The 25,075-nt window shown below is 44.8% G+C and carries 25 protein-coding genes and 4 tRNA genes; 22 read left to right on the top strand and 7 right to left on the bottom strand.

The window, feature by feature from the left end; translation table 11 throughout:
* Positions 1-276: 276 nt before the first annotated feature.
* The 3 genes from OH461_RS19275 to rsgA form a co-directional block, all read right to left on the bottom strand.
* Positions 277-1,692: an SLC13 family permease gene (locus tag OH461_RS19275; RefSeq protein WP_270022163.1), complete on the bottom strand. Its 1,416-nt coding sequence runs from the start codon at positions 1,690-1,692 to the stop codon at positions 277-279.
* Positions 1,693-1,867: 175 nt separating this feature from the next.
* On the bottom strand, positions 1,868-2,734 hold the full coding sequence (gene asd / locus OH461_RS19270; RefSeq protein ID WP_270022162.1) for an archaetidylserine decarboxylase: 867 nt from the start codon (positions 2,732-2,734) through the stop codon (positions 1,868-1,870).
* Positions 2,735-2,833: 99 nt separating this feature from the next.
* A complete protein-coding gene (rsgA, locus tag OH461_RS19265) occupies positions 2,834-3,889 on the bottom strand; it encodes a small ribosomal subunit biogenesis GTPase RsgA (protein WP_270022161.1) in 1,056 nt (351 codons plus the stop codon).
* 111 nt (positions 3,890-4,000) lie between these two features.
* On the opposite strand from rsgA, the gene orn reads away from it, so the two are divergent.
* On the top strand, positions 4,001-4,546 hold the full coding sequence (orn, locus tag OH461_RS19260) for an oligoribonuclease (RefSeq protein WP_270022159.1): 546 nt from the start codon (positions 4,001-4,003) through the stop codon (positions 4,544-4,546).
* A 51-nt stretch (positions 4,547-4,597) separates the two neighbouring features.
* Here orn and OH461_RS19255 read toward each other — a convergent pair whose 3' ends face one another.
* Positions 4,598-5,317: a hypothetical protein gene (locus tag OH461_RS19255; RefSeq protein ID WP_270022158.1), complete on the bottom strand. Its 720-nt coding sequence runs from the start codon at positions 5,315-5,317 to the stop codon at positions 4,598-4,600.
* A gap of 364 nt (positions 5,318-5,681) precedes the next feature.
* Between OH461_RS19255 and OH461_RS19250 the strand changes: the two genes are divergently transcribed.
* The 4 genes from OH461_RS19250 (at position 5,682) to OH461_RS19235 (ending at position 6,114) form a co-directional block, all read left to right on the top strand.
* Positions 5,682-5,757 (top strand) — tRNA-Gly (locus OH461_RS19250).
* 42 nt (positions 5,758-5,799) lie between these two features.
* A tRNA-Met gene (locus OH461_RS19245) sits at positions 5,800-5,876 on the top strand.
* Positions 5,877-5,908: 32 nt separating this feature from the next.
* A tRNA-Gly gene (locus tag OH461_RS19240) sits at positions 5,909-5,984 on the top strand.
* 54 nt (positions 5,985-6,038) lie between these two features.
* A tRNA-Gly gene (locus OH461_RS19235) sits at positions 6,039-6,114 on the top strand.
* Between the two features lie 537 nt (positions 6,115-6,651).
* Here the strand turns inward: OH461_RS19235 and queG are convergent.
* Entirely contained in the window at positions 6,652-7,773 is a 1,122-nt protein-coding gene (queG, locus tag OH461_RS19230) for a tRNA epoxyqueuosine(34) reductase QueG (RefSeq protein ID WP_270022157.1), read from the bottom strand.
* A gap of 200 nt (positions 7,774-7,973) precedes the next feature.
* On the opposite strand from queG, the gene tsaE reads away from it, so the two are divergent.
* From tsaE to OH461_RS19185, 9 genes are all read left to right on the top strand, one after another.
* Entirely contained in the window at positions 7,974-8,438 is a 465-nt protein-coding gene (gene tsaE / locus OH461_RS19225) for a tRNA (adenosine(37)-N6)-threonylcarbamoyltransferase complex ATPase subunit type 1 TsaE (protein WP_260261304.1), read from the top strand.
* A complete protein-coding gene (locus OH461_RS19220) occupies positions 8,432-10,150 on the top strand; it encodes a LysM peptidoglycan-binding domain-containing protein (protein ID WP_270022156.1) in 1,719 nt (572 codons plus the stop codon). The genes tsaE and OH461_RS19220 overlap by 7 nt, the downstream gene beginning before the upstream one ends.
* A 13-nt stretch (positions 10,151-10,163) precedes the next feature.
* A complete protein-coding gene (gene mutL, locus OH461_RS19215) occupies positions 10,164-12,149 on the top strand; it encodes a DNA mismatch repair endonuclease MutL (protein WP_270022155.1) in 1,986 nt (661 codons plus the stop codon).
* Positions 12,146-13,093, top strand: a complete 948-nt coding sequence (gene miaA, locus OH461_RS19210; protein WP_270022154.1) for a tRNA (adenosine(37)-N6)-dimethylallyltransferase MiaA — start codon at positions 12,146-12,148, stop codon at positions 13,091-13,093. Before mutL ends, miaA begins: the two co-directional genes overlap by 4 nt.
* Positions 13,094-13,279: 186 nt before the next feature.
* Complete coding sequence (gene hfq, locus OH461_RS19205) at positions 13,280-13,546, top strand: RNA chaperone Hfq (protein ID WP_260261308.1); 267 nt, start codon at positions 13,280-13,282, stop codon at positions 13,544-13,546.
* Positions 13,547-13,590: 44 nt separating this feature from the next.
* On the top strand, positions 13,591-14,880 hold the full coding sequence (hflX, locus tag OH461_RS19200) for a ribosome rescue GTPase HflX (RefSeq protein ID WP_270022153.1): 1,290 nt from the start codon (positions 13,591-13,593) through the stop codon (positions 14,878-14,880).
* A 45-nt stretch (positions 14,881-14,925) separates the two neighbouring features.
* Complete coding sequence (gene hflK / locus OH461_RS19195) at positions 14,926-16,122, top strand: FtsH protease activity modulator HflK (RefSeq protein WP_270022152.1); 1,197 nt, start codon at positions 14,926-14,928, stop codon at positions 16,120-16,122.
* A gap of 2 nt (positions 16,123-16,124) precedes the next feature.
* Positions 16,125-17,096, top strand: a complete 972-nt coding sequence (gene hflC / locus OH461_RS19190) for a protease modulator HflC (protein ID WP_270022151.1) — start codon at positions 16,125-16,127, stop codon at positions 17,094-17,096.
* Between the two features lie 73 nt (positions 17,097-17,169).
* Positions 17,170-17,355 carry a DUF2065 domain-containing protein gene (locus OH461_RS19185; protein ID WP_270022150.1) on the top strand — a complete coding sequence of 62 codons (186 nt, stop codon included), beginning with the start codon at positions 17,170-17,172 and terminating at the stop codon, positions 17,353-17,355.
* Between the two features lie 30 nt (positions 17,356-17,385).
* Here OH461_RS19185 and OH461_RS19180 read toward each other — a convergent pair whose 3' ends face one another.
* Together OH461_RS19180 and OH461_RS19175 are read right to left on the bottom strand one after the other, a co-directional pair.
* Entirely contained in the window at positions 17,386-17,613 is a 228-nt protein-coding gene (locus tag OH461_RS19180; RefSeq protein ID WP_270022149.1) for a SlyX family protein, read from the bottom strand.
* Positions 17,614-17,617: 4 nt separating this feature from the next.
* Positions 17,618-18,595, bottom strand: coding sequence for a WD40 repeat domain-containing protein (locus OH461_RS19175; protein WP_270022148.1), 978 nt, complete (start codon positions 18,593-18,595; stop codon positions 17,618-17,620).
* 135 nt (positions 18,596-18,730) lie between these two features.
* On the opposite strand from OH461_RS19175, the gene fkpA reads away from it, so the two are divergent.
* The 8 genes from fkpA to fusA all read left to right on the top strand — a co-directional run bounded on the left by fkpA (position 18,731) and on the right by fusA (position 24,883).
* Positions 18,731-19,522, top strand: a complete 792-nt coding sequence (gene fkpA / locus OH461_RS19170) for an FKBP-type peptidyl-prolyl cis-trans isomerase (RefSeq protein WP_270022147.1) — start codon at positions 18,731-18,733, stop codon at positions 19,520-19,522.
* Positions 19,523-19,745: 223 nt separating this feature from the next.
* Positions 19,746-20,465 (top strand): helix-turn-helix transcriptional regulator, encoded by a 720-nt coding sequence (locus OH461_RS19165; protein WP_270022146.1) that lies wholly within the window; start codon positions 19,746-19,748, stop codon positions 20,463-20,465.
* Positions 20,465-20,872, top strand: coding sequence for a sulfurtransferase complex subunit TusD (tusD, locus tag OH461_RS19160; protein ID WP_270022145.1), 408 nt, complete (start codon positions 20,465-20,467; stop codon positions 20,870-20,872). The genes OH461_RS19165 and tusD overlap by 1 nt, the downstream gene beginning before the upstream one ends.
* Positions 20,869-21,225 (top strand): sulfurtransferase complex subunit TusC, encoded by a 357-nt coding sequence (gene tusC, locus OH461_RS19155; RefSeq protein ID WP_270022144.1) that lies wholly within the window; start codon positions 20,869-20,871, stop codon positions 21,223-21,225. The genes tusD and tusC overlap by 4 nt, the downstream gene beginning before the upstream one ends.
* 21 nt (positions 21,226-21,246) lie before the next feature.
* The gene (gene tusB, locus OH461_RS19150; protein ID WP_270022143.1) at positions 21,247-21,522 is read left to right on the top strand and encodes a sulfurtransferase complex subunit TusB; all 276 of its coding nucleotides are present in this window, start codon (positions 21,247-21,249) and stop codon (positions 21,520-21,522) included.
* A gap of 181 nt (positions 21,523-21,703) precedes the next feature.
* Positions 21,704-22,078: a 30S ribosomal protein S12 gene (rpsL, locus tag OH461_RS19145; protein ID WP_004399892.1), complete on the top strand. Its 375-nt coding sequence runs from the start codon at positions 21,704-21,706 to the stop codon at positions 22,076-22,078.
* A 97-nt stretch (positions 22,079-22,175) separates the two neighbouring features.
* Positions 22,176-22,646 (top strand): 30S ribosomal protein S7, encoded by a 471-nt coding sequence (rpsG, locus tag OH461_RS19140; protein WP_004737195.1) that lies wholly within the window; start codon positions 22,176-22,178, stop codon positions 22,644-22,646.
* A 137-nt stretch (positions 22,647-22,783) separates the two neighbouring features.
* The gene (gene fusA / locus OH461_RS19135) at positions 22,784-24,883 is read left to right on the top strand and encodes an elongation factor G (RefSeq protein ID WP_270022142.1); all 2,100 of its coding nucleotides are present in this window, start codon (positions 22,784-22,786) and stop codon (positions 24,881-24,883) included.
* Positions 24,884-25,075 lie beyond the last annotated feature (192 nt).

The raw sequence follows: 25,075 nt of genomic DNA, 5'->3' as shown, positions 1-25,075 counted from the left end.
AAAAGAGACAATGGTAAGAGTATCGATTGTCATTGTTATTATTGAAGGCTGATTGAGTGTAAATGTTTGATTTGTAAGTCGCCTTTTTTGTAGCACGATGCTATATAAAAAACGTATGCAATAACTTGAACTGCTCGATCATTCCCGAAATCGGTCGCAAAAAAGCCTATTTTATATAAAGCTATTTATCAAAAGCGTGATCTTTAGCCAAAATGTAACCAGTGGTAACTGAGTCGCCATTCCATTCAACTGAATGGAATGGCGGGATTGTGGGGGTTAGGTGAAGAGCCATGCAGCAAGGTAGACGATCAATAAGCCAATCACGCCAATGATCACACCTGTTTTGGCCATGTCTTTGCTTTCTACTAGCCCTGTTGAATAAGCCAGTGAATTGGGTGGTGTTGATACTGGTAAAATCATACCGAGTGAGGCGGAGAAGGCGACGACTACGAGCAGCCCTTGTAGTCCACCGACGCTTTCTAAACTCTGCATTGAAACGCCAATTGCGGCGGCGATCGGCATAAGTAGGTTGGCAGTAGCGGTATTCGACATGAAGTTCGCCATTAACCAACAAACAATAGAAAGAGTGACGATTACTGCGGCAGGAGAGAGGGACTCGTAATCAATTGCATGAGCTAACGCTTCCGCTAAGCCCGTTTTATCTAGACCAATACCAATCGCGATACCACCGGCTACAAGCCACAAAACATCCCAGTTTATCTGCTTAAGTTCCGCTTTACCCATGATGCCCGTTAAGGTGAATACTGCCAGTGGAATGATGGATACCACGTAAGTGTTCATACCATGCACTTTAGTGGTCATCCACAGCAAGATGGTGACAGCAAAAGTAATGTAGACCACAATCGCACGCCAGTTTTTTTGGAACTGACCATCGAGCTTCAACACCATTTTGTCTTGTTGAGAAGGGAACAGTTTCTGTAGCAAAAACCACGCGATGGTTAATTGGATGATGACAAAAGGCAGACCCATCATCATCCAAGAAAGAAAGTCGATGGCGTTTTCGCCGGTCAGATATTGCAAGGCAATAGCGTTAGGCGGAGTACCAATTGGCGTAGCGATACCCCCTGTATTTGCCGCGATAGGAATACAGAGTACCAGCGCTTTAATACCAATATCCCCTTTCGGTGCAGAGGCTACAATGGGCCCAAGTAGTGCAAGCATCATTACCGTGGTCGCCGTATTGGACATAAACATCGAGAACACGGCGGTAATCAGCATGAGCCCAAGCATGATGAACTTGGGTTGAGTGCCAAAAGGTTTGAGTAACACCCGCGCAAGGTTATTGTCGAGTTCATATTTTGACGCAGCAATCGCGAGCGCGAACCCACCCATAAAAAGGATGATGATCGGAGAAGAAAAGGCACTGAATATATCGGTGTAGATCATCAGCTCCCCAAGATCATGACCTGCTGGTGGATTACGAAATAGATGTAAGCCTTTATCCGAGATCATGATCAGCTCAAGCGCGATGATCAGTATTGAGGTGGCAAAAACAGGGACAGGTTCCAACACCCACAAAAGGGCTGCGAGTAAAAAAATGGCGAGTAATCGATGTTGGATTAATGTCAGGTCATCTATCGGGATCAAATCGATGGGCATAAATAGCACACCAATCGGAAGCCCAAAGCAGACCAGTAGTTTAATTATCATGCCGGGATGAATCTTGGTCATAGGCAATTATACCCTCACACTTGTGCTTTCAGATACGACAAAGGTGTAGAGTAAAAGATAACCAAATTAGGGTCTTAGACTAAGGTTATAGTTTTGAAAAAGTGGTTAAAAATGTTGCAGATGATTTGTCTTTGGTCAAAAAAATCCCCGAATAATTCGGGGATTTTTAAGCATACTATTCAGCGTCTACTTGGTGAGCGTAAGGGGTGCCCATCACCGTTGGCTGATTGTGTTGCATAGAATCATCAAAACGGATTTTATCTTTAGCAAACAAGTTGATAACGGTTGAGCCTAATTTAAAGCGGCCCATCTCTTCGCCTTTCTTTAGAAGAATCGCTTTGTCACCCTCTGCTGGGTAGTCCCAACGGTAAACTGTGTTGCCACGCGGTGGTGTGACGGTTCCTGCCCAGATAAGTTCGATGCTGCCTACAATGGTTGCACCAACCAACACTTGTGCCATCGGGCCAAACTCAGTATCAAAGATACATACTACGCGCTCGTTACGTGCAAATAGGTTCGGTACATTTTCTGCTGTTAGCGGGTTTACTGAGAACAGATCGCCAGGTACATAAATCATCTGACGTAATACACCATCACATGGCATGTGTACGCGGTGGTAGTCACTTGGTGATAGATAAAGCGTCGCAAATTCACCATCGGTAAATTCTGCTGCTAGCTCAGCATCACCGCCCAGTAGTTCTTGGGCTGTAAAATCGTGGCCTTTTGCTTGAATTAGCTTGCCATCAGTAATTGGGCCAAATTGGCTTACGCAGGCATCAGCAGGGTGCGTAATGACTGATTCACCTTCAGTAATAGGGCGCGCGCCTTCTTTTAGCTCACGTACAAAAAACTCATTGAAGGTTTTAAAGTGCTTTGGATCTGAATGAAGCGCTTCATCCATGTTCACTTTGTATTGTTTGATAAACCAGCGGATGATCGCCGTGGTTAGACCGCCCGCTTTCGCTGAGGCAAGTTTTCCTACTAATCGGGTTAAGCCGTGTTGTGGAATCCAGTATTGCAGTCCAACTTTAATCTTATCCATTGTGTTCAATTCCAATGTTAACTGTCTGTTTCAAACTTTAGGGCGCGAGATGTTACTCAAAAAATCAGCAAAAGTCAGCAGTTGCCGATGGTCGCTGCGTTAAAGATCCGCTTTCTTGTTACGAGAGTACTGACGGTTTGCTTTGTTCTCGAGCATGCTTTCCAGAATACGGTGGTAGTTTTCGAAGCGGACTTCGCTTATCTCACCCTCTTCGACCGCTTCTCGTAGCACACAGCCAGGATCGTCAAGGTGCTTACAGTCTCTAAATTTGCATCCACCAAGGTATGGGCGGAACTCAATAAAGGCTTCTGTAATTTCTTCTGGTTCTAAATGCCATAAACCAAATTCACGAACTCCTGGAGAGTCTATTAGGTCACCACCAGTAGGGATGTGATACAAGCGCGCTGCTGTCGTCGTATGTTGACCAAGGCCGGAGTTTTCTGAAACCGCACCCTCTTCAATATCCAGCTCAGGCATCAGCGCATTGACTAAACTGGATTTACCTACACCAGATTGACCAACAAAAATATTGATGCGGCCATGCAGCTCTTGCTCTAATTCCGCAATGCCTTCTTTGCTCTCTTTACTAACAAAAAGAACTTTGTAGCCAATATGCTCGTATTCACTCATCCAGTCTTGGAACAGCTCACGTTGCTCTTGGTCTAATAAATCAATTTTGTTTAGCACCAACAGTGGGGCGATTTTTAATGTTTCAGCTGCCACTAAGTAACGGTCAATAATGTTCAGAGACAGTTCAGGAAGTACAGAAGAAACAATTACCATTTGATCGATGTTAGCAGCAACGGGTTTTAGACCATCATAGTAATCAGGGCGTGTAAGTACTGAGTGACGCGGCTCAACAGCTTCAACGACACCAGAAATGCCTTCCATTGCTTCGTGGCCCGGACGCCAAATGACGTTATCGCCCGAAACAAGGGTTTCAATACCGCGACGCAAATTGCAGCGCTGAATCTCGCCGGTTTCAGTATCTTCAATATCAGCATGTTGGCCAAAGCGAGTTATGACTAGGCCTTTTTTGGCTGCGCCTAGCATTGACTCATCCCACTGGATGCTTTCGTCTTTTGTCAGCTTCCTTTTTTGGTTGCTGCGTACTCGTCTTACCTGACCTTTAGTTAGCTTTTTCTTTTTTGCCACGATGATCTACTTAATCTGTTTCTCTTAGGTTCGATACCGTAGATTGCTATCTTGGGTATCCGAATTTGGGTATAGTACCTTTTTTAGCGAAAAACCAATAGGCAACGATTTATGTCCTTTAACGATCAGAACTTAATTTGGGTTGATCTTGAGATGACTGGGCTTGATCCAGAAACCCATAAAATTATCGAAATTGCCACTATTGTTACCGATAGTGAACTGAATATTCTGGCAGAAGGGCCGGTGCTTGCTATTCATCAGCCAGAAGAAGAACTGGCGAAGATGGATGATTGGTGTACCAACACACACACCAATAGCGGCTTGGTTGAACGCGTTCGTAACAGCAAAGTAGATGAACAAGAAGCCATTCGCCAAACGGTCGAGTTTTTAGAGAAATGGGTACCAAAAGGTAAATCGCCAATCTGTGGTAACAGTATTGGTCAAGACCGTCGCTTCTTATACAAACACATGGCTGAGTTGGAAGAGTATTTCCACTATCGCTATTTAGATGTCAGTACGTTAAAAGAGTTAACTCGTCGTTGGAAGCCTGAAGTATTGGATGGTTTCTTAAAATCAGGCAGTCACTTAGCGTTAGATGACATTCGTGAGTCTATTGCTGAGTTAAAATACTATCGCCAAACGATCTTTAGTATTTAACGGTAAATTGAGTTCTAAAACGCTGTCTAATGACAGCGTTTTTTTTAGCCGTTAAGGGATAGGTAAGAAGACGAACTGAGCAACACCATGAGCCACTTTGGTGATACTGCGATTGGTTTTGTCTGCGACAATATAAGCCATCATTTCTTGCACCATCACCATCTTAGAGAAAATACGATCAAAGCTCGTATCAAATTGGCCATCAGAAACATCATTGGTTAGTAAGAACAGTTCACCATTTTCATCTTTACGGTGATATAAGCGCCAGACAAACACTTCAATATTTCGAGCACTGTTATATAGCGCCTGTTCGTCTAATGAATCGATAATGAAAAATTCTTGCTGGTGGTTGTAAGAGCGTCGCAACATCTCTGATAAACCGACAATTGCTGCAAATACTCTATCGCCGGCAAAATTATCATCGAAAGAGAGCAAGATTGCTTCGATCCCAGTTTTGCCTTCGAGTTCATCAAAGACTAATGGTGGCAAATCAACTGCATCAGCCTCGCCGAATATTTGCTTCATTCGTTGCTCTACACTTACCCCTTCGGCTTTTTGTAGTTCATCGGGGTTACGGACGTAGAGTTTTCGGGTTAGCTCCATTAACAGAACTTTCTGCTGTTTTGCATGAACGTCCATGACAAAGTCGACGTCGGTTTTGCCTAAATTGCGTACAGGCTTAGGCATAGAGCCACAACCGGACAAAGAAAACATCAGCAAAATGCTCAAAGTGCTGATTAGAAATCGCGGCGAAAAATGAAAAAGTGCCATTGCTTGCTCCATCAAATGCAATTGCAAATGGACAAATAAGAACAATGTCCGAAAATTAAGCAATCTGTTATATATAAAACACAGGCTTTTCACCAGTTAAGATAAGTTTTGAGAATCTATTTACAGCTCCATATCTCATTTGGTGCTGAATTTTTGGTTGGTGAATGTTAGAAAGTATCTGGATTCAAATATGTTTTTGTAATAATAAGCCGTTTATGAATTGCTCAGAATGTATAAGGCTTGTTCGCTTTTGTGTGCTTTTTCATCAAACGAGAAAAAAACACAGATTTTTTGCAGGAAGGACTTGCATCACAAAAAAATGCTCTTATAATTCGCAGCCCTGAACGACGGAAACGTTGTTGATGCGACACTAGCTCAGTTGGTAGAGCGCAACCTTGCCAAGGTTGAGGTCACGAGTTCGAACCTCGTGTGTCGCTCCAAATTAATAAGCTATCATCATGCTTTGAATGGTGAAATACGGACGCGGGGTGGAGCAGCTTGGTAGCTCGTCGGGCTCATAACCCGAAGGTCGTCGGTTCAAATCCGGCCCCCGCAACCAAATTTAGATGAATTGCTGATGCGATTTATCATGCGACACTAGCTCAGTTGGTAGAGCGCAACCTTGCCAAGGTTGAGGTCACGAGTTCGAACCTCGTGTGTCGCTCCACTTTTTTCTTAAGTGGTTAAAATTGCTCTCATTGTGCTTTAACAGTGACAAAATGCGACACTAGCTCAGTTGGTAGAGCGCAACCTTGCCAAGGTTGAGGTCACGAGTTCGAACCTCGTGTGTCGCTCCAACTTCCTTCAAATGAAGACCTCATTTGAACTGGCGGATATATCGCCACGCTCTTTCTAATGCTGAGAAGCATCAATCCCCAAAAAATTGAAGTCCTCCTATTCTTAGGTGGGCGTTTTTATGTCTGTCAGTGATAGGTTTACTGCTTGTCAAACAGCTACAAACGCCTAGTCTTTGGGCTTTCTGCTATCTGTCAACAGACTTATCCACAAAATATACTCTGTGGATAACTTGGTGGGTAACCTGATTTATTGCTTTTGATAACGTTCCGCGAGAAAGATCTTTTTGCTGTAAAGAGAAAGGTTTGTCGTTTGGTGTTTATGGTAAGTCATTGTTTTTGTTGTGTTTAGTGTCGTTTTCTGGCTATCCCTTTACTCCTGAGTTTGATCATTAACTCGCAATTCTTTGATCCTAGTCATTTATTACTATTGTGGTTAACTTTCAAATAAATCCACAAAAGTTCGTTAGGTATGTTGTTTTTCCACATTCGGAATTTTTAGACCAAAATCAAACTATTTAGCTAGAATTGCTGCAATTGTTATGCATCTCGAGGCATTCCTTTTTGAACGATTCGAATCAATCGGGCGTGTTTGTTGTTCGTTGTGTACTTTTCTGACAACTGCGCCATTTGTTGCTCCAATGCCCATTCAATATGTTCATCCAATACATCGCTTAGGCCTCTGCGGCTTTCTAGTGCTTCTACAAGACTGAGAGAATATGGCGCATTACCAATTGCGACCGATAAGTTTCTCAACCATTGTAGGTGTCCAATTCGCCGAATAGCTGAGCCTTCCATGTTTTTTAGAAAGGTGTTTTCATCCCAAAGAAATAGGTTTAGCAAGTCTGGACTTTTGAGGGCATTCCTACGATGGAAGTCATCTTGTTCTGTTAGTGTGGAAAAGCGATTCCATGGGCATACTAGCTGGCAGTCATCACAGCCATAAATTCGATTCCCCATGGGGCGACGAAACTCTTCTGGAATCACGCCGTCAAATTCGATGGTGAGGTAAGAGATACAACGGCGCGCATCAACGATACCCTCTTCGATAATGGCATTCGTCGGGCAAGATGTTATACAAGCGGTGCATTTACCACATTGATCTTCACTTGGTTCATCTACGGGTAGCGGCAAGTCGATCAGCAACTCACCTAAAAAGAACCATGACCCACACTCTTTATCAAGAATCAGTGAGTGCTTACCGCTCCAGCCTAATCCGGCTTTTTGTGCCAGTGGCCTTTCTAGGATAGGGGCTGAGTCAACAAAGGGGCGATAGCCATATTGCCCCACTTCTTGTTCGATTTTTTGGCCAAGCTTTTTCAGTTGATTACGAATCAGCTTGTGGTAGTCGCGCCCCAGTGCATAGCGGCTCACATAAGCTTGAGTAGGGTCGGATAGGTTGGAAGCAAACTCAGCTTCTGGCGGTAGGTAATCCATACGAACACTGATCACACGTACGGTGCCGGGCAGTAACTCATCGGGACGCGCGCGCATCATACCGTGTCTTGCCATCCAATCCATGTCACCGTGATAGCCGTTATCTAGCCATTTTTGTAGCGCCGCTTCATGCTGTTTTAAATCGACATCACAGATCCCAACTTTCTGGAAACCCAGCTCTTTGGCCCAAAGTTTGATCTGATCTGCGAGTTGTTGATAGTTCATGCTAGCGACACTCAATGAAAGGGGGCAGGATCTTACAAGATCTTATAGTTTGAATCTAGCAACGAAATTCGCAAAAAAGTGGCGTTATTTACGATTATTTTCCTTTTACTTGCACAAGAGATCTTGTCTCTCAATTCCAACCCAGTTTACTATTCCTGTTCTTTTGATTTTTATATAGTCATTTATCGAGAAATTTATTCATGAGCACAAAACAATTCGCCCTTAAAGATGAGCAAGCAACGATTCAACTAGGGACGGCTCTAGCCAATCTTTGTTCTCAACAAACCACCATTTATTTGCATGGCGATTTGGGAGCTGGCAAAACGACATTTAGTCGTGGTTTTGTGCGTGCATTAGGCCACCAAGGCAATGTGAAAAGCCCAACTTACACATTGGTAGAACCTTACCAGTTAGATCAATGGCAGGTGTATCACTTTGACTTGTATCGTTTAGCGGATCCTGAAGAACTAGAATTTATGGGAATTCGCGACTATTTCACTCCAGATGCGATTTGTTTAGTTGAGTGGCCAGAAAAAGGGGAAGGCTTGCTGCCGGGCGCTGATTTAGATATTGAACTGCGTTACCAAGGCGAATCTCGAATTGTCTCCCTGTCTGCCAATAATGAATATGGATGTCGTTTGTTAGATCAGTTGGAGCTATGTTGATTCTTAAATCTTTTCGCGCTGTCTGTGTCTCTTTTGCATTTGCTCTTTGTCTTCTTCCAACTTCTGTGTGGGCAAATGCGTTAGAAGGCTTGCGTGTCTGGCCCTCGCCAGATGAAACTCGAGTTGTTATCGATCTGAAAAATGAGGCGGAGTTTAGTTACTTCACCCTCTCTAGCCCAGATCGCTTGGTCGTGGACTTAAAAAAGACCACTCTTAGTACCAAGCTTCCTGTTACGGTGAAAGATAGCCCAGTACTGAAGAAAGTCCGTAAAAGCTCACCTCCAGAAAGTAGTACTTACCGTTTGGTGTTTGAGTTGAAAAAGAAAATACCGGTTCAAATCTTCAAGTTGGCGCCAACACCTGGTGGTCAATATGGCCATCGCTTGGTCGTGGATATTGCCCATGGCAAAGCCAAAGCAACGGCTCCTATTAGTTCTTCAAGTACATCACAAGTAAGCCGAGATGCCTCTCAACTGCATGGCACTGCGGATATCGTCGTGGCGATTGATGCCGGACACGGTGGTGAAGATCCGGGTTCAATCGGTCCATCAAGAAAATACGAGAAACATGCGACATTAGCGATATCGAAAAAAGTCGCGAGCCAAATTAATGCCGTGCCGGGTATGAAAGCGGTGTTAACTCGTCGTGGTGATTATTTTGTGAATCTCAATAAACGTTCTGAGATAGCGCGAAAAAACAAAGCACACTTTTTGGTTTCGATTCACGCCGATGGATTTAGAACCTCAAAGCCTCGCGGTGGTTCGGTGTTTGTATTGAACACTCGCCGTGCAAACACTGAAATCGCACGTTGGGTAGAAAACCACGAGCAACAATCGCAGCTATTGGGCGGTGCGGGCGATTTATTGTCTAAAAATACTAACGACAAAAATGTCAGCCAAACCTTGCTTGATTTGCAATTTAGCCATTCACAGAAAGAGGGCTACAAAGTTGCGACTAAAATACTGCGAGAGATGACTCGTGCCGGTATTCACTTACACAAGAAAGAGCCTGTTAATGCGAGCTTGGCAGTATTAAAGTCGCCTGATATTCCTTCAGTATTGGTTGAGACTGGCTTTATTACTAACCCGACAGAAGAAAGGTTACTGTTCCAACGCAGCCACCAAGACAAACTTGCCAGAGCGCTGACGAAGGCGATCGTGCAATATTTCGAAGCTAATCCACCAGAGGGCACTCTGTTTGCTAACCGTGGCAAAACCATCAAACACAAGGTAGCAAAAGGTGAGTCTCTATCTTTGATTGCGAAGAAATACGGCACGAGCACCAAAGCCATAATGCAATCGAACAAGCTTAAAAGCACCAGCTTAGCAATTGGCCAAGTGCTTACCATCCCGGGAGCGAAAGGCTCTGTTTCAGTACCTGTGGTGAAAAATCCAGTTGAAACGAAGACCATTACTCATGTGGTTCAAAAAGGTGAGTACTTAGGTAAGATTGCAAGCAAATATAAAGTGTCGGTCGCGGCAATCAAGCGCGAGAATAAGCTTAAATCAGATACATTGAAGCTAGGACAAAAACTAAAAATTACCGTGAGTTTGAAAGACCAACCGCTGCGAAAGCATAAAGTTCAACGTGGTGAGTTCTTAGGTAAGATCGCTAAAAAATACGGCGTAAGCGTGAGTAGTCTGCGTAAAGCGAACAACCTTAAATCGGATCAATTGGCCGTTGGGCAGATATTGATCATTCCACACAGTTAGTGAGCGTACAGTAATGACGATCAAAATCTTACCGGCTCGACTTGCCAACCAAATTGCGGCTGGTGAGGTAGTGGAAAGGCCCGCATCGGTCGTGAAGGAGCTGGTTGAAAACAGCTTAGACTCCGGTGCGACTCGTATCGATATCGACATCGAAAAAGGTGGTGCCAAGCTAATCCGTGTTCGTGATAATGGCAAAGGCATCATCAAAGACGAGCTTGGTCTTGCGCTAAGTCGTCATGCGACGTCTAAGATCCATACCCTTGATGATCTTGAAGCCATTATGAGCTTAGGTTTTCGTGGGGAAGCGCTTGCGAGTATCTCTTCAGTCTCACGCTTAACCATGACCTCTCGCCCTGCGACACAAGACCAAGCATGGTCGGCTTACAGTGAAGGTCGAGATATGCAGGTTCAACTTCAACCGACTGCCCACCCAATAGGTACGTCTGTTGAGGTTTTAGATCTATTCTTCAATACACCGGCACGACGTAAGTTTTTACGAACAGAGAAGACTGAGTTCGCCCATATTGACGAACTATTAAAACGCATTGCTCTGAGCCGCTTTGACGTGACGATTAACTTGCGTCATAACGGTAAGATGGTGAAACAATACCGTGCATCGAAAACTGAAGCTCAAGCAGAGAAGCGTATCGCGGCAGTGTGCGGCAATGCGTTTGTACGTAACATGCTGAAAATAGAGCTAGAGCATCAAGGGTTAAAACTTCATGGCTGGATCACCACGCCGGAAGGTGCTCGCCAGCAAAGTGATCTTCAGTACTGCTACGTCAATGGCCGAATGATGCGTGATAAGTTGATCAATCATGCGATTCGTCAAAGTTATGAAACTAGCTTACGCCCAGATCAATTTGCCACTTACGTATTGTTTATTGAGATCGATCCACATCAAGTCGACGTTAACGTGCATCCAGCGAAACATGAAGTGCGTTTTCATCAAGCTCGCCTCGTGCACGACTTCATCTATCAAGCATTGAGTGATGCTTTGGCGCAAAGCCGCCATATTGATAAGCCAGAGATAAACCAATCGGCGTTTCATGAGCCGAGTGCGCCGGTTAGCCTAGAGCCGCAAAATGTAACTTCATCAGAGAGTTCACCTGTAACCAAGCAAGTTTATCAAGCTGTAGAGCGAGAGCCGGCATATCCCGGTAAATACGTCGCTGATACGTTGCCATCTCAGACAAAAGCAGAGCCTACTCAACCGCCATCGGTACGAGAGCCAGCTCAGCGCAGCGATTGGGTCGAGTCTCGCCCGACATCACAAGGTAGCAAAGCGTCAAGTAGAGAGCGTTATTCAGCGCCGGCACCGTCTAAGCAAGAGGTCGCAGCGTATAAAGAATTGATGCAGACTCCTGAGTTTGAACCATCATTAGATGCAGAACCTTCCACTGAGCAAGCCAATAATATTCATCCGCCTATTGAAGCTCTGGGCAAAGCCATCTGCATGGCATCAGGGCGTTTTGTGATGATGGCCGATAAACAAGGTGCTCGCTTGGTCTCTATGGCTCAAGCGGAATGGTTAAAAAACTTGGGGCAGCTTATTCCATCTGCCCAAGAACCATTAAAAGCTCAACCGCTGTTGGTTCCATTGTCCTTAAAGTTGGAGTCTGAGTTAGTCGATACAGCCATGCGGTTTAATAGTACGTTCACTCAGCTTGGTATTGAGTTTAAAAGTCGAAATAACCAATCTTTGATGGTTATGGGTGTACCTCAACCATTAAGGCAACAAAACTTACAACAGTTGATTCCAGATCTGTTATCTTACGCGGCTCGCGCATCGCAAAGTGAGCAGAACTTGCCAGTCGACGCGTTGTCACAATGGTTGGCAAATCAAGTGACAAGCGTAAAAAGCGACTACACTTTGTCGGAAGCCATTCAAATTGTTGCTCAAATAGAGCAGCTGTGGCAGGACAAGTTACCGCTAAACGATCCTAAATTTGTTCGACCAATCGATTTTACTGCAACGATTTCAGCTTTTAATCTATGAAAACAGAATTACCTTTAGCTCTATTCTTAATGGGGCCAACCGCATCAGGTAAAACGGAATTAGCCATTCGCCTACGTCAGAAATATCCGGTAGAGATCATTTCAGTGGATTCAGCTTTGATTTATCAAGGGATGGATATTGGCACGGCAAAACCTGATGCCGAAGAGCAGGCTCTTGCACCACATCGATTGATCGATATCCTCGATCCTGCGCAAGCCTACTCCGCAGCAGACTTCCGTCGTGATGCGCTCAAAGAGATGAATGACATCGTGGCGCAGGGTAAGATCCCGCTGTTGGTTGGCGGCACAATGCTGTATTACAAAGCATTATTAGAGGGTTTATCGCCACTTCCTGCGGCCAACCCCGAGATTCGCCAACAAATTGAACAAGAAGCATTGACTCTCGGTTGGGACGTGCTGCACGATCAATTACGAGAGATAGATCCCGTTTCTGCGCAGCGTATCCACCCTAATGACCCACAAAGGTTATCTAGAGCGTTGGAAGTTTATCGAATTTCGGGTAAAACTCTTACTGAGTTAACGAAAACCAAGGGTGAGAGCCTGCCGTTTAACGTTAAACAATTTGCAATAGCTCCCAAGGAAAGGGCTGAGCTCCACCGTCGTATCGAACTTAGGTTTGAAAAAATGATCGATGCCGGCTTTGAAGATGAGATGAAGGCGCTATATGCGCGTGATGATCTTCACCCGGATCTTCCATCGATTCGCTGTGTTGGATATCGACAAATGTGGGACTATTTGGACGGTCAGTGCACGTTAGATGAAGCGGTTTTCCGTGGAGTGTGTGCGACTCGTCAATTGGCCAAGCGACAAATTACCTGGTTACGCAGCTGGGATAATTTAACTTGGTTAGATAGTGAAAACATTGAACAATCACTAGAAACTGTTTCAAATGCCATAGCATCGGACGCTTCTAGCTGTGTATAATGTGATCGCTTTTGCGTGAATGTGCCCTGTAAAGGATCTGTTACTTGAATTTTGTTGCATTAGGCTTCATAACAGTAACTCAGGGGTGTTTTTTTATTCGTTTAGCTCAGATGCAACGGCGCACCAAATTTGCAGCTTACCACTAGCTAAATAACTAAAACAAAATTACAAAATAAGGAAAATAAAATGGCTAAGGGGCAGTCTTTACAAGACCCATTCTTAAATGCATTACGTCGTGAACGTATCCCAGTATCAATTTACCTAGTTAACGGTATTAAACTACAAGGTCAAATTGAGTCGTTCGACCAATTCGTTATCTTGCTGAAAAACACTGTTAACCAAATGGTGTACAAGCACGCGATTTCTACTGTTGTACCTGCACGTCCAGTGAGCCACCACAGTGGTGACCGTCCTCAAGGCGGTGATCGTCAGGTAGACAAATCAGAAGAGTAATTCTCTGAAGATACCAATTAGTTTTACATTAAGGAGTTGATTGCTTGTTTGACCGTTATGAAGCCGGTGAGCGAGCCGTACTTGTTCATATCAACTTCACGCAAGAAGGGGAGTGGGAAGATCTCAGCGAGTTTGAAATGCTGGTGTCTTCGGCTGGTGTCTCATCGTTACAAGTTGTAACGGGTAGTCGTCAGTCACCACACCCTAAATACTATGTCGGAGAGGGTAAAGCACAAGAAATTGCTCAAGCTGTGCAATTGGCGAGTGCTGATATTGTGATTTTCAATCACGCCCTCTCTCCTGCCCAAGAACGTAATCTCGAAGCACTCTGTAAATGTCGCGTATTAGATCGTACTGGTTTGATCCTCGATATCTTTGCTCAACGTGCTCGTACCCACGAAGGTAAGTTACAAGTTGAGCTTGCTCAGCTTCGTCATATCTCTACCCGTCTTATTCGTGGCTGGACTCACCTAGAAAGACAAAAAGGTGGTATCGGTTTACGTGGCCCAGGTGAAACTCAGTTAGAAACTGACCGACGTTTATTGCGTGACCGTATAAAAGCTATTCTGCGCCGACTAGACAAGGTTGCAAAACAGCGTGAACAAGGTCGCCGAGCGAGAAATCGCGCAGAAATCCCAACCATCTCGTTAGTGGGTTATACCAACGCAGGTAAATCTACCCTGTTTAACCGCATTACCGAAGCTGGGGTGTACGCAGCCGATCAACTATTCGCAACGTTGGATCCAACTTTGCGGAAAATTGAATTAGACGATGTTGGACCGGCCATATTGGCCGACACCGTAGGTTTTATCCGACATCTACCTCACGATCTTGTGGCGGCATTTAAAGCTACGTTACAAGAGACGCAAGAAGCTGACATTTTGTTACATGTTGTCGATGCCAGTGATGAGCGTTTTCGTGAGAACATGCAAGCTGTTCAGGACGTGCTAGAAGAGATCGATGCCCACGAGGTGCCGAGCCTAGTTGTCATGAACAAGATTGATAATCTTGAAGGTCAGAAGCCCCGTATTGAACTGGATGAGGAAGGTGTTCCTCGCGCGGTTTGGGTTTCGGCAATGGAAGGCCAAGGTATTGAGCTTCTGTTTGAAGCATTAACCGCAAGACTAGCTAGTCAGATGGTTCAATACCAACTGTGCATTCCGCCACAAAATCAAGGGCGATTGCGTAGTACATTCTTCCAAATGAAGTGTATTCAGCAAGAAGAATATGACCAAGACGGAAACTTGTTGATTAATATCCGCATGCAACAAGTAGATTGGTCTAGACTTGAAAAAAGAGAAGGGGCAGTTTTACGTGACTTTATAGTTACTTAAATGACTGCTACAGTATAACGTCATATCAAATGATGGAGCTTTCTAATGGCGTGGAATGAGCCTGGTAATAACAACGGCAACAATGGCCGCGATAATGACCCTTGGGGTAACAATAATCGTGGTAACAAAGGTGGCCGTGAACAAGGACCGCCAGACTTAGACGAAGTCTTTAATAAACTGAGTCAGAAACTGGGTGGAAAGTTTGGTGGTAAAGGTGGCAGTGGGCCGTCTATTGGTAGCGGTGGTGGTGCACTAGGTATTGGTGTAATCGCCGCTATTGCAGTAGCGATCTGGTTCTTTGCTGGTTTTTACACTGTTGGTGAAGCCGAGCGTGGTGTTGTTCAGCGTCTAGGTAAATACGATCGCGTGGTTGATCCTGGTCTGAACTGGCGTCCTCGTTTCATCGACGAAGTCACCAAAGTTAACGTACAAGCAATTCGTTCTTTACGAGCATCGGGTCTAATGCTGACTAAAGATGAAAACGTAGTGACTATTGGCATGGACGTTCAGTACAAGGTTTCTGATCCGTACAAATACTTGTTTGTAGTAACGAATGCGGATGATAGCTTACGCCAAGCTACAGACTCGGCATTGCGTGCGGTTATTGGTGATTCTTTAATGGATAGCATCTTAACCAGTGGTCGTCAGCAGATTACTCAAAGTACAGAGGATACTCTTAACGAGATTATTCAATCTTATGATATGGGTATCGCGATTGTTGATGTGAACTTCCAGTCAGCACGTCCGCCAGAGCAAGTTAAAGATGCATTTGATGATGCCATCGCAGCTCGTGAGGATGAAGAGCGTTTTGAGCGTGAAGCTGAAGCTTACAGCAATGATATTTTGCCTAAAGCAACGGGTCGTGCAGAGCGTTTAAAGAAAGAAGCTCAAGGTTACTCTGAACGTGTTGTAAATGGTGCGACAGGTCAAGTAGCACAGTTTGAGAAACTATTACCTGAATATCAAGCTGCGCCAGAGGTTACGCGTAATCGTCTGTATCTAGATACGATGGAAAAAGTGTACACAAGTACGTCGAAAGTGCTGATTGATTCAGAATCAAGTGGCAACTTGCTTTACTTGCCAATCGATAAGTTGGCTGGCCAAGGCTCATCGTCTTCTAAGCCTCAACAAAATCAAACTAAGCAGACCTCAGTTTACGATCAAATTGAGCTGGAAACACAGCCAGAGACATCTAGTAGCTCTCAAGGTCGTGGCGACAGTTCTCGTCAAGGGAGATATTAATAATGCGTAAGTTAACGATCCCTGTATTGGTGGTTGCTCTTGTAGTTATGCTGATGTCACTATTTGTGATTCCTGAAGGCGAGCGCGGGTTTGTTATCCGTTTTGGTCGAGTACTTGACGACAATGGTGTATCTCGTATCTACGAGCCAGGATTGCATTTTAAGATGCCATTTTTCGATAACGTAAAAACGCTTGATGCGCGTATTCAGACGATGGATGGTCGTTCAGACCGTTTTGTAACGTCTGAGAAAAAAGACGTAATCATCGATTCGTACGTGAAGTGGAAGATCAAAGACTTTGGGCGTTACTACTTAGCTACAGGAGGGGGTAATGCACTCAATGCTGAGAACCTTTTAGAGCGAAAGGTTACCAACGTACTTCGTTCTGAAATCGGTTCTCGTGAGATTAAGCAGATTGTTTCAGGCCCGCGTAATGATGACGTACTACCAGATAGTGCTGACAGTGAAGAAGTAACCACTGAAGCGGCAAAAGAAGCATTAGAGATTGATGGTGAACGTGACAAGATCATGGAAAATGTGCTTTTGGGTACCCGTGAAAGTGCGATGACTGACTTGGGCGTTGAAATTGTTGATTTCCGTATGAAGAAAATCAACCTGCCAGATAACATCAGCGACTCTATCTACAAACGTATGCGCGCCGAGCGTGAATCAGTGGCTCGTAAGCACCGTTCGCAAGGTCGTGAGAAAGCGGAAGTTATCCGTGCTCAAGCTGAGCTTGAAGTGGCAAAAATTCTAGCTGAAGCAGACAGAACGGCTCGTGTGACACGTGGTGAAGCTGACGCTCAAGCTGCGAAGATTTACTCTGATGCTTACAGTAAAGACCCTGAATTCTTTAGTTTTCTTCGTTCACTAAAAGCGTACGAGAAATCGTTTAGCGAGAAGAGTGATATTCTAGTACTGGACCCGAACAGTGAGTTCTTCCAATACATGAATGATGCGAAAGGCGCGAAGTAATCGCAAACCGATAGCAGAAAGGCTCCTATAATAGGAGCCTTTCTTTTTTGCTTCAGTTTAGTAGGAATACAAGATGTCGAATTCCATTTGGCTCGCAATTGGGCTGGTATTGATCGTTGAAGGGCTAGGGCCTTTAATCGCACCTAATGGTTGGCGCAATATGGTGGCTGAGCTTAGTCGTCAGCCAGACAATCAATTACGTCGTATCGGCGGATGCTTAGTGGTAGCGGGCGTAGTGATAGCATACTGTTTTGCGTAGCCGTTTTACCGCGCGTGTTATTTATGTGTATTAGTAATGCGGCGGTGGTGTTTCTTCAGAAGAGTCTGCAAGATTAGAAGAGTCCATATTCTTCACTTTACCTACCACATACTTCATCTGGTCTTGCATTTTAGTAATCAATAACTGCTGTTGGCTCAAGGCTTCGTTAAGTGATTCGATGGTTTGCTCTTGAAATGCCAATTGACACTCTAAATCGTCAATACGCAGTTCTAACTTCTCAACTTTTGTTTCTGTCATGGTCTTAATCTAATTTCCAAGCCTGAGCGATTCCGGCAGAAGTGCCAGTCACTATTCGGTTCTGATCATCAAAGGCCGCATCATACACTACCGCACGAGGAGGACGAGCATCTTTTAATGGTTCGGCTTCAAATCCATATTCTCTTTTTCCTGTCTCAGTGTTCCACACCATAATACGGCTAGATGGCGTGCCAGTGATCAGCTGACTACCATCATCAGAAAAACGTGCGGCAGAAAAAATCAATTGGCGAGAGAAACTGCTTAATCGGCTTAGTTGCTTACCTGTTTTGAGATCCCAAACTACAGCTTGATTGCCACCATCTGAGGTGAAGGCATAAAGGCCATCTCTTTGTAGAGCAACGCGGTTGACTCTTTGCTCATGCTCGAAATCTCTTAGAATTTGGCCAGTCTCGGTGTTCCATAAGTAGGCGTGGTAATCATTACCTCCGGTCAGCGCAAACTTACCATTCGGTGAAAGTGCAACGGAATTGACTTTTTCTTGGTGAGCAAGGAACTCTAAACGGCGTCCGGTGACTAAATTGACATGGATGGCCTTGCCGTTAGAGAGGCCGAGTAGTACTTGCTCGCCATTGTTGGAGATATCGATGTCTCGAATTAGGCCATCTGAGATAGACCATAAACCTTGAGCTTGGGTCCATGCGAGATCCCATACAGCGAAGTTAATCTGGCTAGCGGTAATCGCGTATCGGCCATTATCTGAAATGCGGATTCGTGAGACTGGGTTTTCTTGTTGGTCTTGAGCGCCAAGTTTGGCCAGTTGTTTTGAGTCAACGAGATCCCAAAGTACCAGTTGGTGTTGTTTGGAGTAGATTAAAGCGAAGCGAGCATCACGACTTAATGCAAAACTTGTCGTGCCTTGCGGCTCAAGCTCCCAGCGTTGATCGTTACTTACGGAGAAAAAGCAGCCATTTAACGCTATGCTGACAAAAGCACCCAGAAGAATATTAAAAAATAATCGCATTCAAGTTCCAAATATCCACTTGGATTTCATTTATTTGCTGCCATATTGGTTATATTGGAACAACATACAGATACGCACCAGTTTTTATTTTAGATTTGTGCGCAAAGACAAAATGCCCATTAAATGGAGAATTCAATGAAATCAATGTTTAAAGTGTCGCTGCTTGCGGCCACAGTTATGCTAGCAGTAGGCTGTCAGAAAGAAGAAGAGCCTAAAGCTGAAGTAGCTCCTGCCGCTGCTGAGCAAGTCGAAGTTGCGACAACGCAGTCAGTGAATCTCCAAAATGATGACGACAAAGCGGCTTACGCGATCGGTGTTTCATTTGCGAACTACCTAAGTGCATCACTGGATAAGCCAAGTGAAATTGGCATTAACCTTGATAAGAAGTTGGTACTACAAGGCATTGAGCACGTGTTTGAAGGTAAAGCTGAGCTGACAGAAGAGCAGACTCGTGCAGCACTAGAAAGCCTAGACAAGCGCGTAGCGGATACCATGAAGAAGCTAGCTGAAGAAAAAGCGGCAGCTAACAAGCAAGCGGGTGATGATTTCCGCGCTGAGTTTGCGAAGCAAGAAGGCGTGAAAACGACAGATACGGGTCTGATGTACCAAGTTCTAACACCAACGCAAGGTGAGCAACCGAAAGAGACGGATACCGTTGAAGTACACTACAAAGGTACATTGATTGACGGTACTCAATTTGATAGCTCATACGATCGTAACCAATCGGCGTCATTCCCTCTAAATCGCGTGATCGCTGGTTGGACTGAAGGCGTTCAATTAATGCCTGTGGGTTCTAAGTTTAAGTTCGTTATTCCGCCAGAGCTAGCATACGGTCCTCAAGACACGCCAACGATTCCTGCCAACTCGACTCTAATATTTGAAGTTGAATTGCTAGGTATCGATAACAGCGAAGAAGTTGCTCAATAATCTTCACTGCTATCTCTTATTAAAAGGCTCGGTTTTCCGAGCCTTTTCCGTTTTTGCAGTACCCTAAGGGGGAGGTGCTCACAGTAAATTGCTCAAAACGTTAGCTAAAGCTTGGTAAATATTTGTTCTAAATCACTAGTTGTTCGCATTGCTAGATGTTCTATTCAAAATTTCTGATAAACTTACATCAATTTGTTGATTTTTCGTTCGAAGGCTAAATACAGTGACGACGACAGAAAACCTAAATACGGAGATGTTGCTTGAAATGGAATCCGTCAACGTGATGCCATTTAGTGACCACGATAAGATCATTCTAAAATCCTATGAAGCAGTGGTAGACGGGATAGCGAGCCTGATTGGCCCTTTCTGTGAAATCGTTCTGCACTCATTAGAAGATCTCAATACTTCAGCCATCAAAATTGCTAACGGCGAAAATACTGGCCGTCAGGTGGGCTCTCCCATTACCGATCTAGCATTAAAAATGCTCAAAGATATTGAAGGCTCTGAGCGTAACTTCTCACGTTCATACTTTACTCGCGCCAAAGGCGGCGTATTGATGAAGTCGATCACTGTTGCGATCCGCAACGGTGAGAACCGAGTGATTGGTCTATTGTGTATCAACGTCAACCTTGATGCGCCTTTCTCTCAGGTGTTGCAATCTTTTATGCCAACGCAAGAAGCGAAAGAAGCGGCTTCGTCAGTGAACTTTGCAAGTGACGTAGAAGAGCTGGTGGACCAAACCGTTGAACGCACGATTGAAGAAATCAACGCAGACAAGTCGGTATCAAACAACACTAAGAACCGTCAGATCGTTATGGAGTTGTACGACAAAGGTATCTTCGATATCAAAGACGCCATCAACCGTGTCGCGGATCGTCTCAATATTTCTAAGCACACAGTTTATCTTTACATTCGTCAGCGTAAGACTGAGGACGAAGAGTAATGGCATCTGGCTCAGAGTCACTCCGCTATAGCCTAGTTGTGAACAGCTCGGTGTACGGTAGTCAATCAGCGCGTAGTGCCTATCAATTTGCGGATGCTCTCATTGAGAAGGGGCACACTTTGGTGAGTGTGTTCTTCTATCAAGATGGCGTGACTAATGGTACTGCGCTCAGTGTACCGGCGAATGATGAGTTTGATTTGACGAAAGCTTGGCAACAGCTAGCGGAAAAGCACAATGTGCGTTTAGAAACGTGCGTAGCTGCGGCTCTGCGCCGCGGCATCGTGAGCGAAGATGAAGCTAAGCAACATGGCTTAGCACAAAGTAACCTTGCTCAAGGCTTCCATCAAGCTGGCTTAGGCAGTTTAGCTGAAGCGATGTTAACCCAAGATAGAGTGGTGCAGTTTTGAGTCAGTTAACGTATCTATTTCGCACTGCACCTCATGGCGTCAGCAATGGGCGAGAGGGCATCGATGCGCTATTAGCAGCGTCGGCCTACTGTGAGGATATTACCGTTATATTTTTCGGTGATGGTGTTTATCAGTTGCTGCAAGGTCAGCAGCCTCAGGGGATATTAAGTAAAGATTACGCGCCGATGCTTAAATTGTTCGACTTGTACGATATTGAGCAAGTGTTCGTGTGCGAACAATCTTTGGCTGAACGCGGCTTAAGCCAAGCTGACCTCGTTATAGACGCAGAGCGAGCAAGCCTCGATTCACTCAAACAAAAACTGGCGAAGGCCGGTAAGTTACTCTCTTTTTAAGCCAATATTATTACACAGACTATGCTGCATATCGTAAAAACCACCAGTGCCATCCAAGACATGATCATGCTTTGCCAAGAAGGTGACCAAGTCTTACTGATTGAAGATGCCATTTATGCTGCCAATTCACAGCATGGGCTCTTTTCACTGCTAAAATCATTGCAAGTGTATGTACTTGAAAATGATGCATTGGCTCGTGGTGTCTATAATCGTTTGAGCCCTTCTGTTACTGCGGTCGATTATGCAGGCTTTGTTGAGCTCACAGAGCATCATGCCAATTCTCTAACCTGGAATTGAGCCTCTTTAGTGGGTGTGCGTTTAGATTTACTGTTAGCACCTTCCCATTGAGCAAAAAAGATCTGTATATTTCTTGACACACATCTCACTGCTGCATAGAATTTTGCGTCCCTAATTGCCAATGGCATTTAGGGCTAGATTTTTCACAAAGCTTACTTTCAAGTAAATCAGGAGCTAGTTAATGGCAACTATTAACCAGTTGGTACGTAAGCCACGTGCAAAGCAAGTTGTTAAAAGCAACGTGCCTGCACTAGAAGCGTGCCCACAAAAACGTGGTGTATGTACTCGTGTTTACACTACTACACCTAAAAAACCTAACTCAGCACTTCGTAAAGTTTGTCGTGTACGTCTGACAAACGGCTTCGAAGTGACTTCGTACATCGGCGGTGAAGGCCACAACCTTCAAGAGCACTCAGTTGTTCTAATCCGTGGCGGTCGTGTAAAAGACCTTCCAGGTGTGCGTTACCACACAGTTCGCGGCGCACTAGACTGTGCTGGCGTTAACGACCGTAAACAAGGTCGTTCTAAGTACGGTGTTAAGCGTCCAAAATCTTAATGGTATCCGTTAAGTAAGGCCAAACACTAAATTAATTTTAATTTTTGAAGAAACTGAAAAGTTTTGGATAACCTGAAGAAGACAACGGAGAAAATCCATGCCACGTCGTCGCGTCATCGGTCAGCGTAAGATCCTTCCAGATCCAAAGTTCAAATCTGAACTGCTGGCAAAATTCGTTAACATCCTAATGGTTGACGGTAAGAAATCTACTGCAGAGAAGATTGTTTACACTGCACTAGATGCTATGGCTGAGAAATCTGGTAAAGATCACTTAGCTGTATTTGAAGAAGCTCTTGAAAATGTTCGCCCAGCGGTAGAAGTTAAATCTCGCCGTGTAGGTGGTTCAACTTACCAAGTACCTGTAGAAGTACGTCCGGTTCGCCGTAACGCACTTGCTATGCGTTGGGTAGTTGAAGCTGCGCGTAAGCGTGGTGAAAAATCTATGGCTCAACGCCTAGCTGCTGAAATGCTAGATGCGTCTGAGAACAAAGGTACTGCGGTTAAGAAACGTGAAGACGTTCACCGCATGGCTGACGCAAACAAAGCGTTCGCTCATTACCGTTGGTAATACCTTTTCAGTGCTGCAAGGTTCCTTGCAGCACTTTTTTAGTTCCTATGCGTATGCTAGGAACTATTGCTATATCTAGGGGACCACTTTTTGATATAGCAATAGTCCCTAAGTCTCTAAGTTAAGAGGATTCAATCGTGGCTCGCAAAACTCCTATTGAGCGCTACCGTAACATCGGTATCTGTGCTCACGTAGATGCAGGTAAAACTACCACTACAGAACGTATTCTGTTCTACACTGGTCTCTCTCATAAAATCGGCGAAGTTCACGATGGTGCAGCAACCATGGACTGGATGGAGCAAGAGCAAGAGCGTGGTATTACAATTACATCTGCGGCAACAACGACCTTCTGGCGCGGTATGGAAGCGCAATTCCAAGACCATCGCGTAAACATCATTGATACCCCAGGACACGTAGACTTTACGATTGAAGTAGAACGTTCTCTTCGTGTACTTGATGGTGCAGTGGTTGTGTTCTGTGGCTCATCAGGTGTTGAACCTCAGTCAGAGACAGTATGGCGTCAAGCAGATAAGTACCATGTACCGCGTCTAGTGTTCGTAAACAAAATGGACCGTGCTGGTGCAGACTTCCTACGCGTTGTTGATCAAATCAAGACTCGCCTAGGTGCGACTCCAGTGCCTATCCAGCTGAACATCGGTGCAGAAGATGAGTTCCGTGGTGTTGTTGATCTTATTAAGATGAAAGCAATCAACTGGAACGAAGCTGACCAAGGTATGACTTTCACTTACGAAGACATCCCAGCTGATATGGTTGAGCTAGCGGAAGAGTGGCGCAACAATCTTGTTGAGTCTGCTGCTGAAGCAAGCGAAGAGTTGATGGATAAGTACCTTGAAGAAGGTGAGCTGACTGAAGCTGAAATCAAACAAGCTCTACGTACTCGCACACTAAATAACGAAATCGTACTGGCTACTTGTGGTAGTGCGTTTAAGAACAAAGGTGTACAAGCGGTACTGGATGCAGTTATTGAATACTTGCCATCACCAATCGACGTTCCTGCTATTAAGGGCGTGGATGAAAAAGACAACGAAGTTGAGCGTCACGCAGACGACAACGAACCGTTCTCAGCGCTAGCATTCAAAATCGCAACAGACCCATTTGTAGGTTCGCTAACCTTCATGCGTGTTTACTCTGGTGTAGTAAACTCAGGTGATGCGGTTTACAACTCTGTTAAAGAGAAGAAAGAGCGTTTTGGCCGTATTGTACAGATGCACTCAAACAAGCGTGAAGAAGTTAAAGAAGTTCGCGCGGGTGACATTGCTGCTGCAATCGGTCTTAAAGACGTGACTACAGGTGACACTCTATGTGACCAGAACCACAAAGTGATTCTAGAGCGCATGGAATTCCCTGAGCCAGTAATTCAAATCGCAGTAGAGCCTCGCTCTGTTGCTGATCAAGAAAAAATGGGTATCGCTCTAGGTAAACTAGCAGCTGAAGATCCATCGTTCCGCGTGGAAACGGATGACGAAACGGGTCAGACTCTGATCTCAGGTATGGGTGAACTTCACCTAGATATCATCGTTGACCGTATGAAGCGTGAATTCAGCGTTGACTGTAACGTGGGTAAACCTCAAGTTGCTTACCGCGAAACTATTCGTGGCTCTGCTGAAGTTGAAGGTAAATTCGTTCGTCAGTCAGGCGGCCGTGGTCAATATGGTCATGTCTGGATTAAACTTGAGCCTTCTGAGCAAGGTGAAGGTTTTGTCTTTGTTGACGAAATCGTGGGTGGTGTTGTTCCTAAGGAATACATCAGTTCGGTAGCGAAAGGTATCGAAGAGCAGATGAACAGCGGTGTTGTAGCTGGTTACCCAGTACTAGACATTAAAGCGACTCTGTTTGATGGTTCTTACCACGATGTTGACTCAAACGAGATGGCGTTTAAAATCGCTGGCTCAATGGCATTCAAGAAAGGTTCACTTGAAGCGCAACCTGTGCTTCTAGAGCCAATGATGAATGTAGAAGTAACCACTCCAGAAGACTGGATGGGTGACGTAGTAGGTGATATCAACCGCCGTCGCGGCATGATTGAAGGTATGGATGAAGGTGTGGCTGGTCTTAAGATCATCCGTGCTCAAGTACCTCTATCTGAGATGTTTGGTTATGCCACTGACCTACGTAGTGCTACTCAAGGCCGTGCGTCTTACTCTATGGAGTTTAATGAGTACGCTGAAGTACCTAAAACCTTCGCTGACAAGATTGTCGCGGAGCGTGGTTACTAATCTGACGGATTGTTCTAATAAAGTCGCTGACTTTTTTTAAGAACAATGCGTCCAAATATTGCGCTGACGGACGTTGGCGCATAAAATAGCAATTTCTGGCGCGTCTCGATCAATAATGATCGTGGCGAATCATAACTAGGAAGGAACACGATCGTGTCTAAAGAAAAATTTGAACGTACTAAACCGCACGTT

Source organism: Vibrio sp. LaRot3 (genome assembly GCF_027587025.1).
Classification (GTDB): domain Bacteria; phylum Pseudomonadota; class Gammaproteobacteria; order Enterobacterales; family Vibrionaceae; genus Vibrio.
The sequence above is the reverse complement of the archived record's forward strand: the minus strand, read 5'-3'. Positions and strand labels throughout refer to the sequence as shown.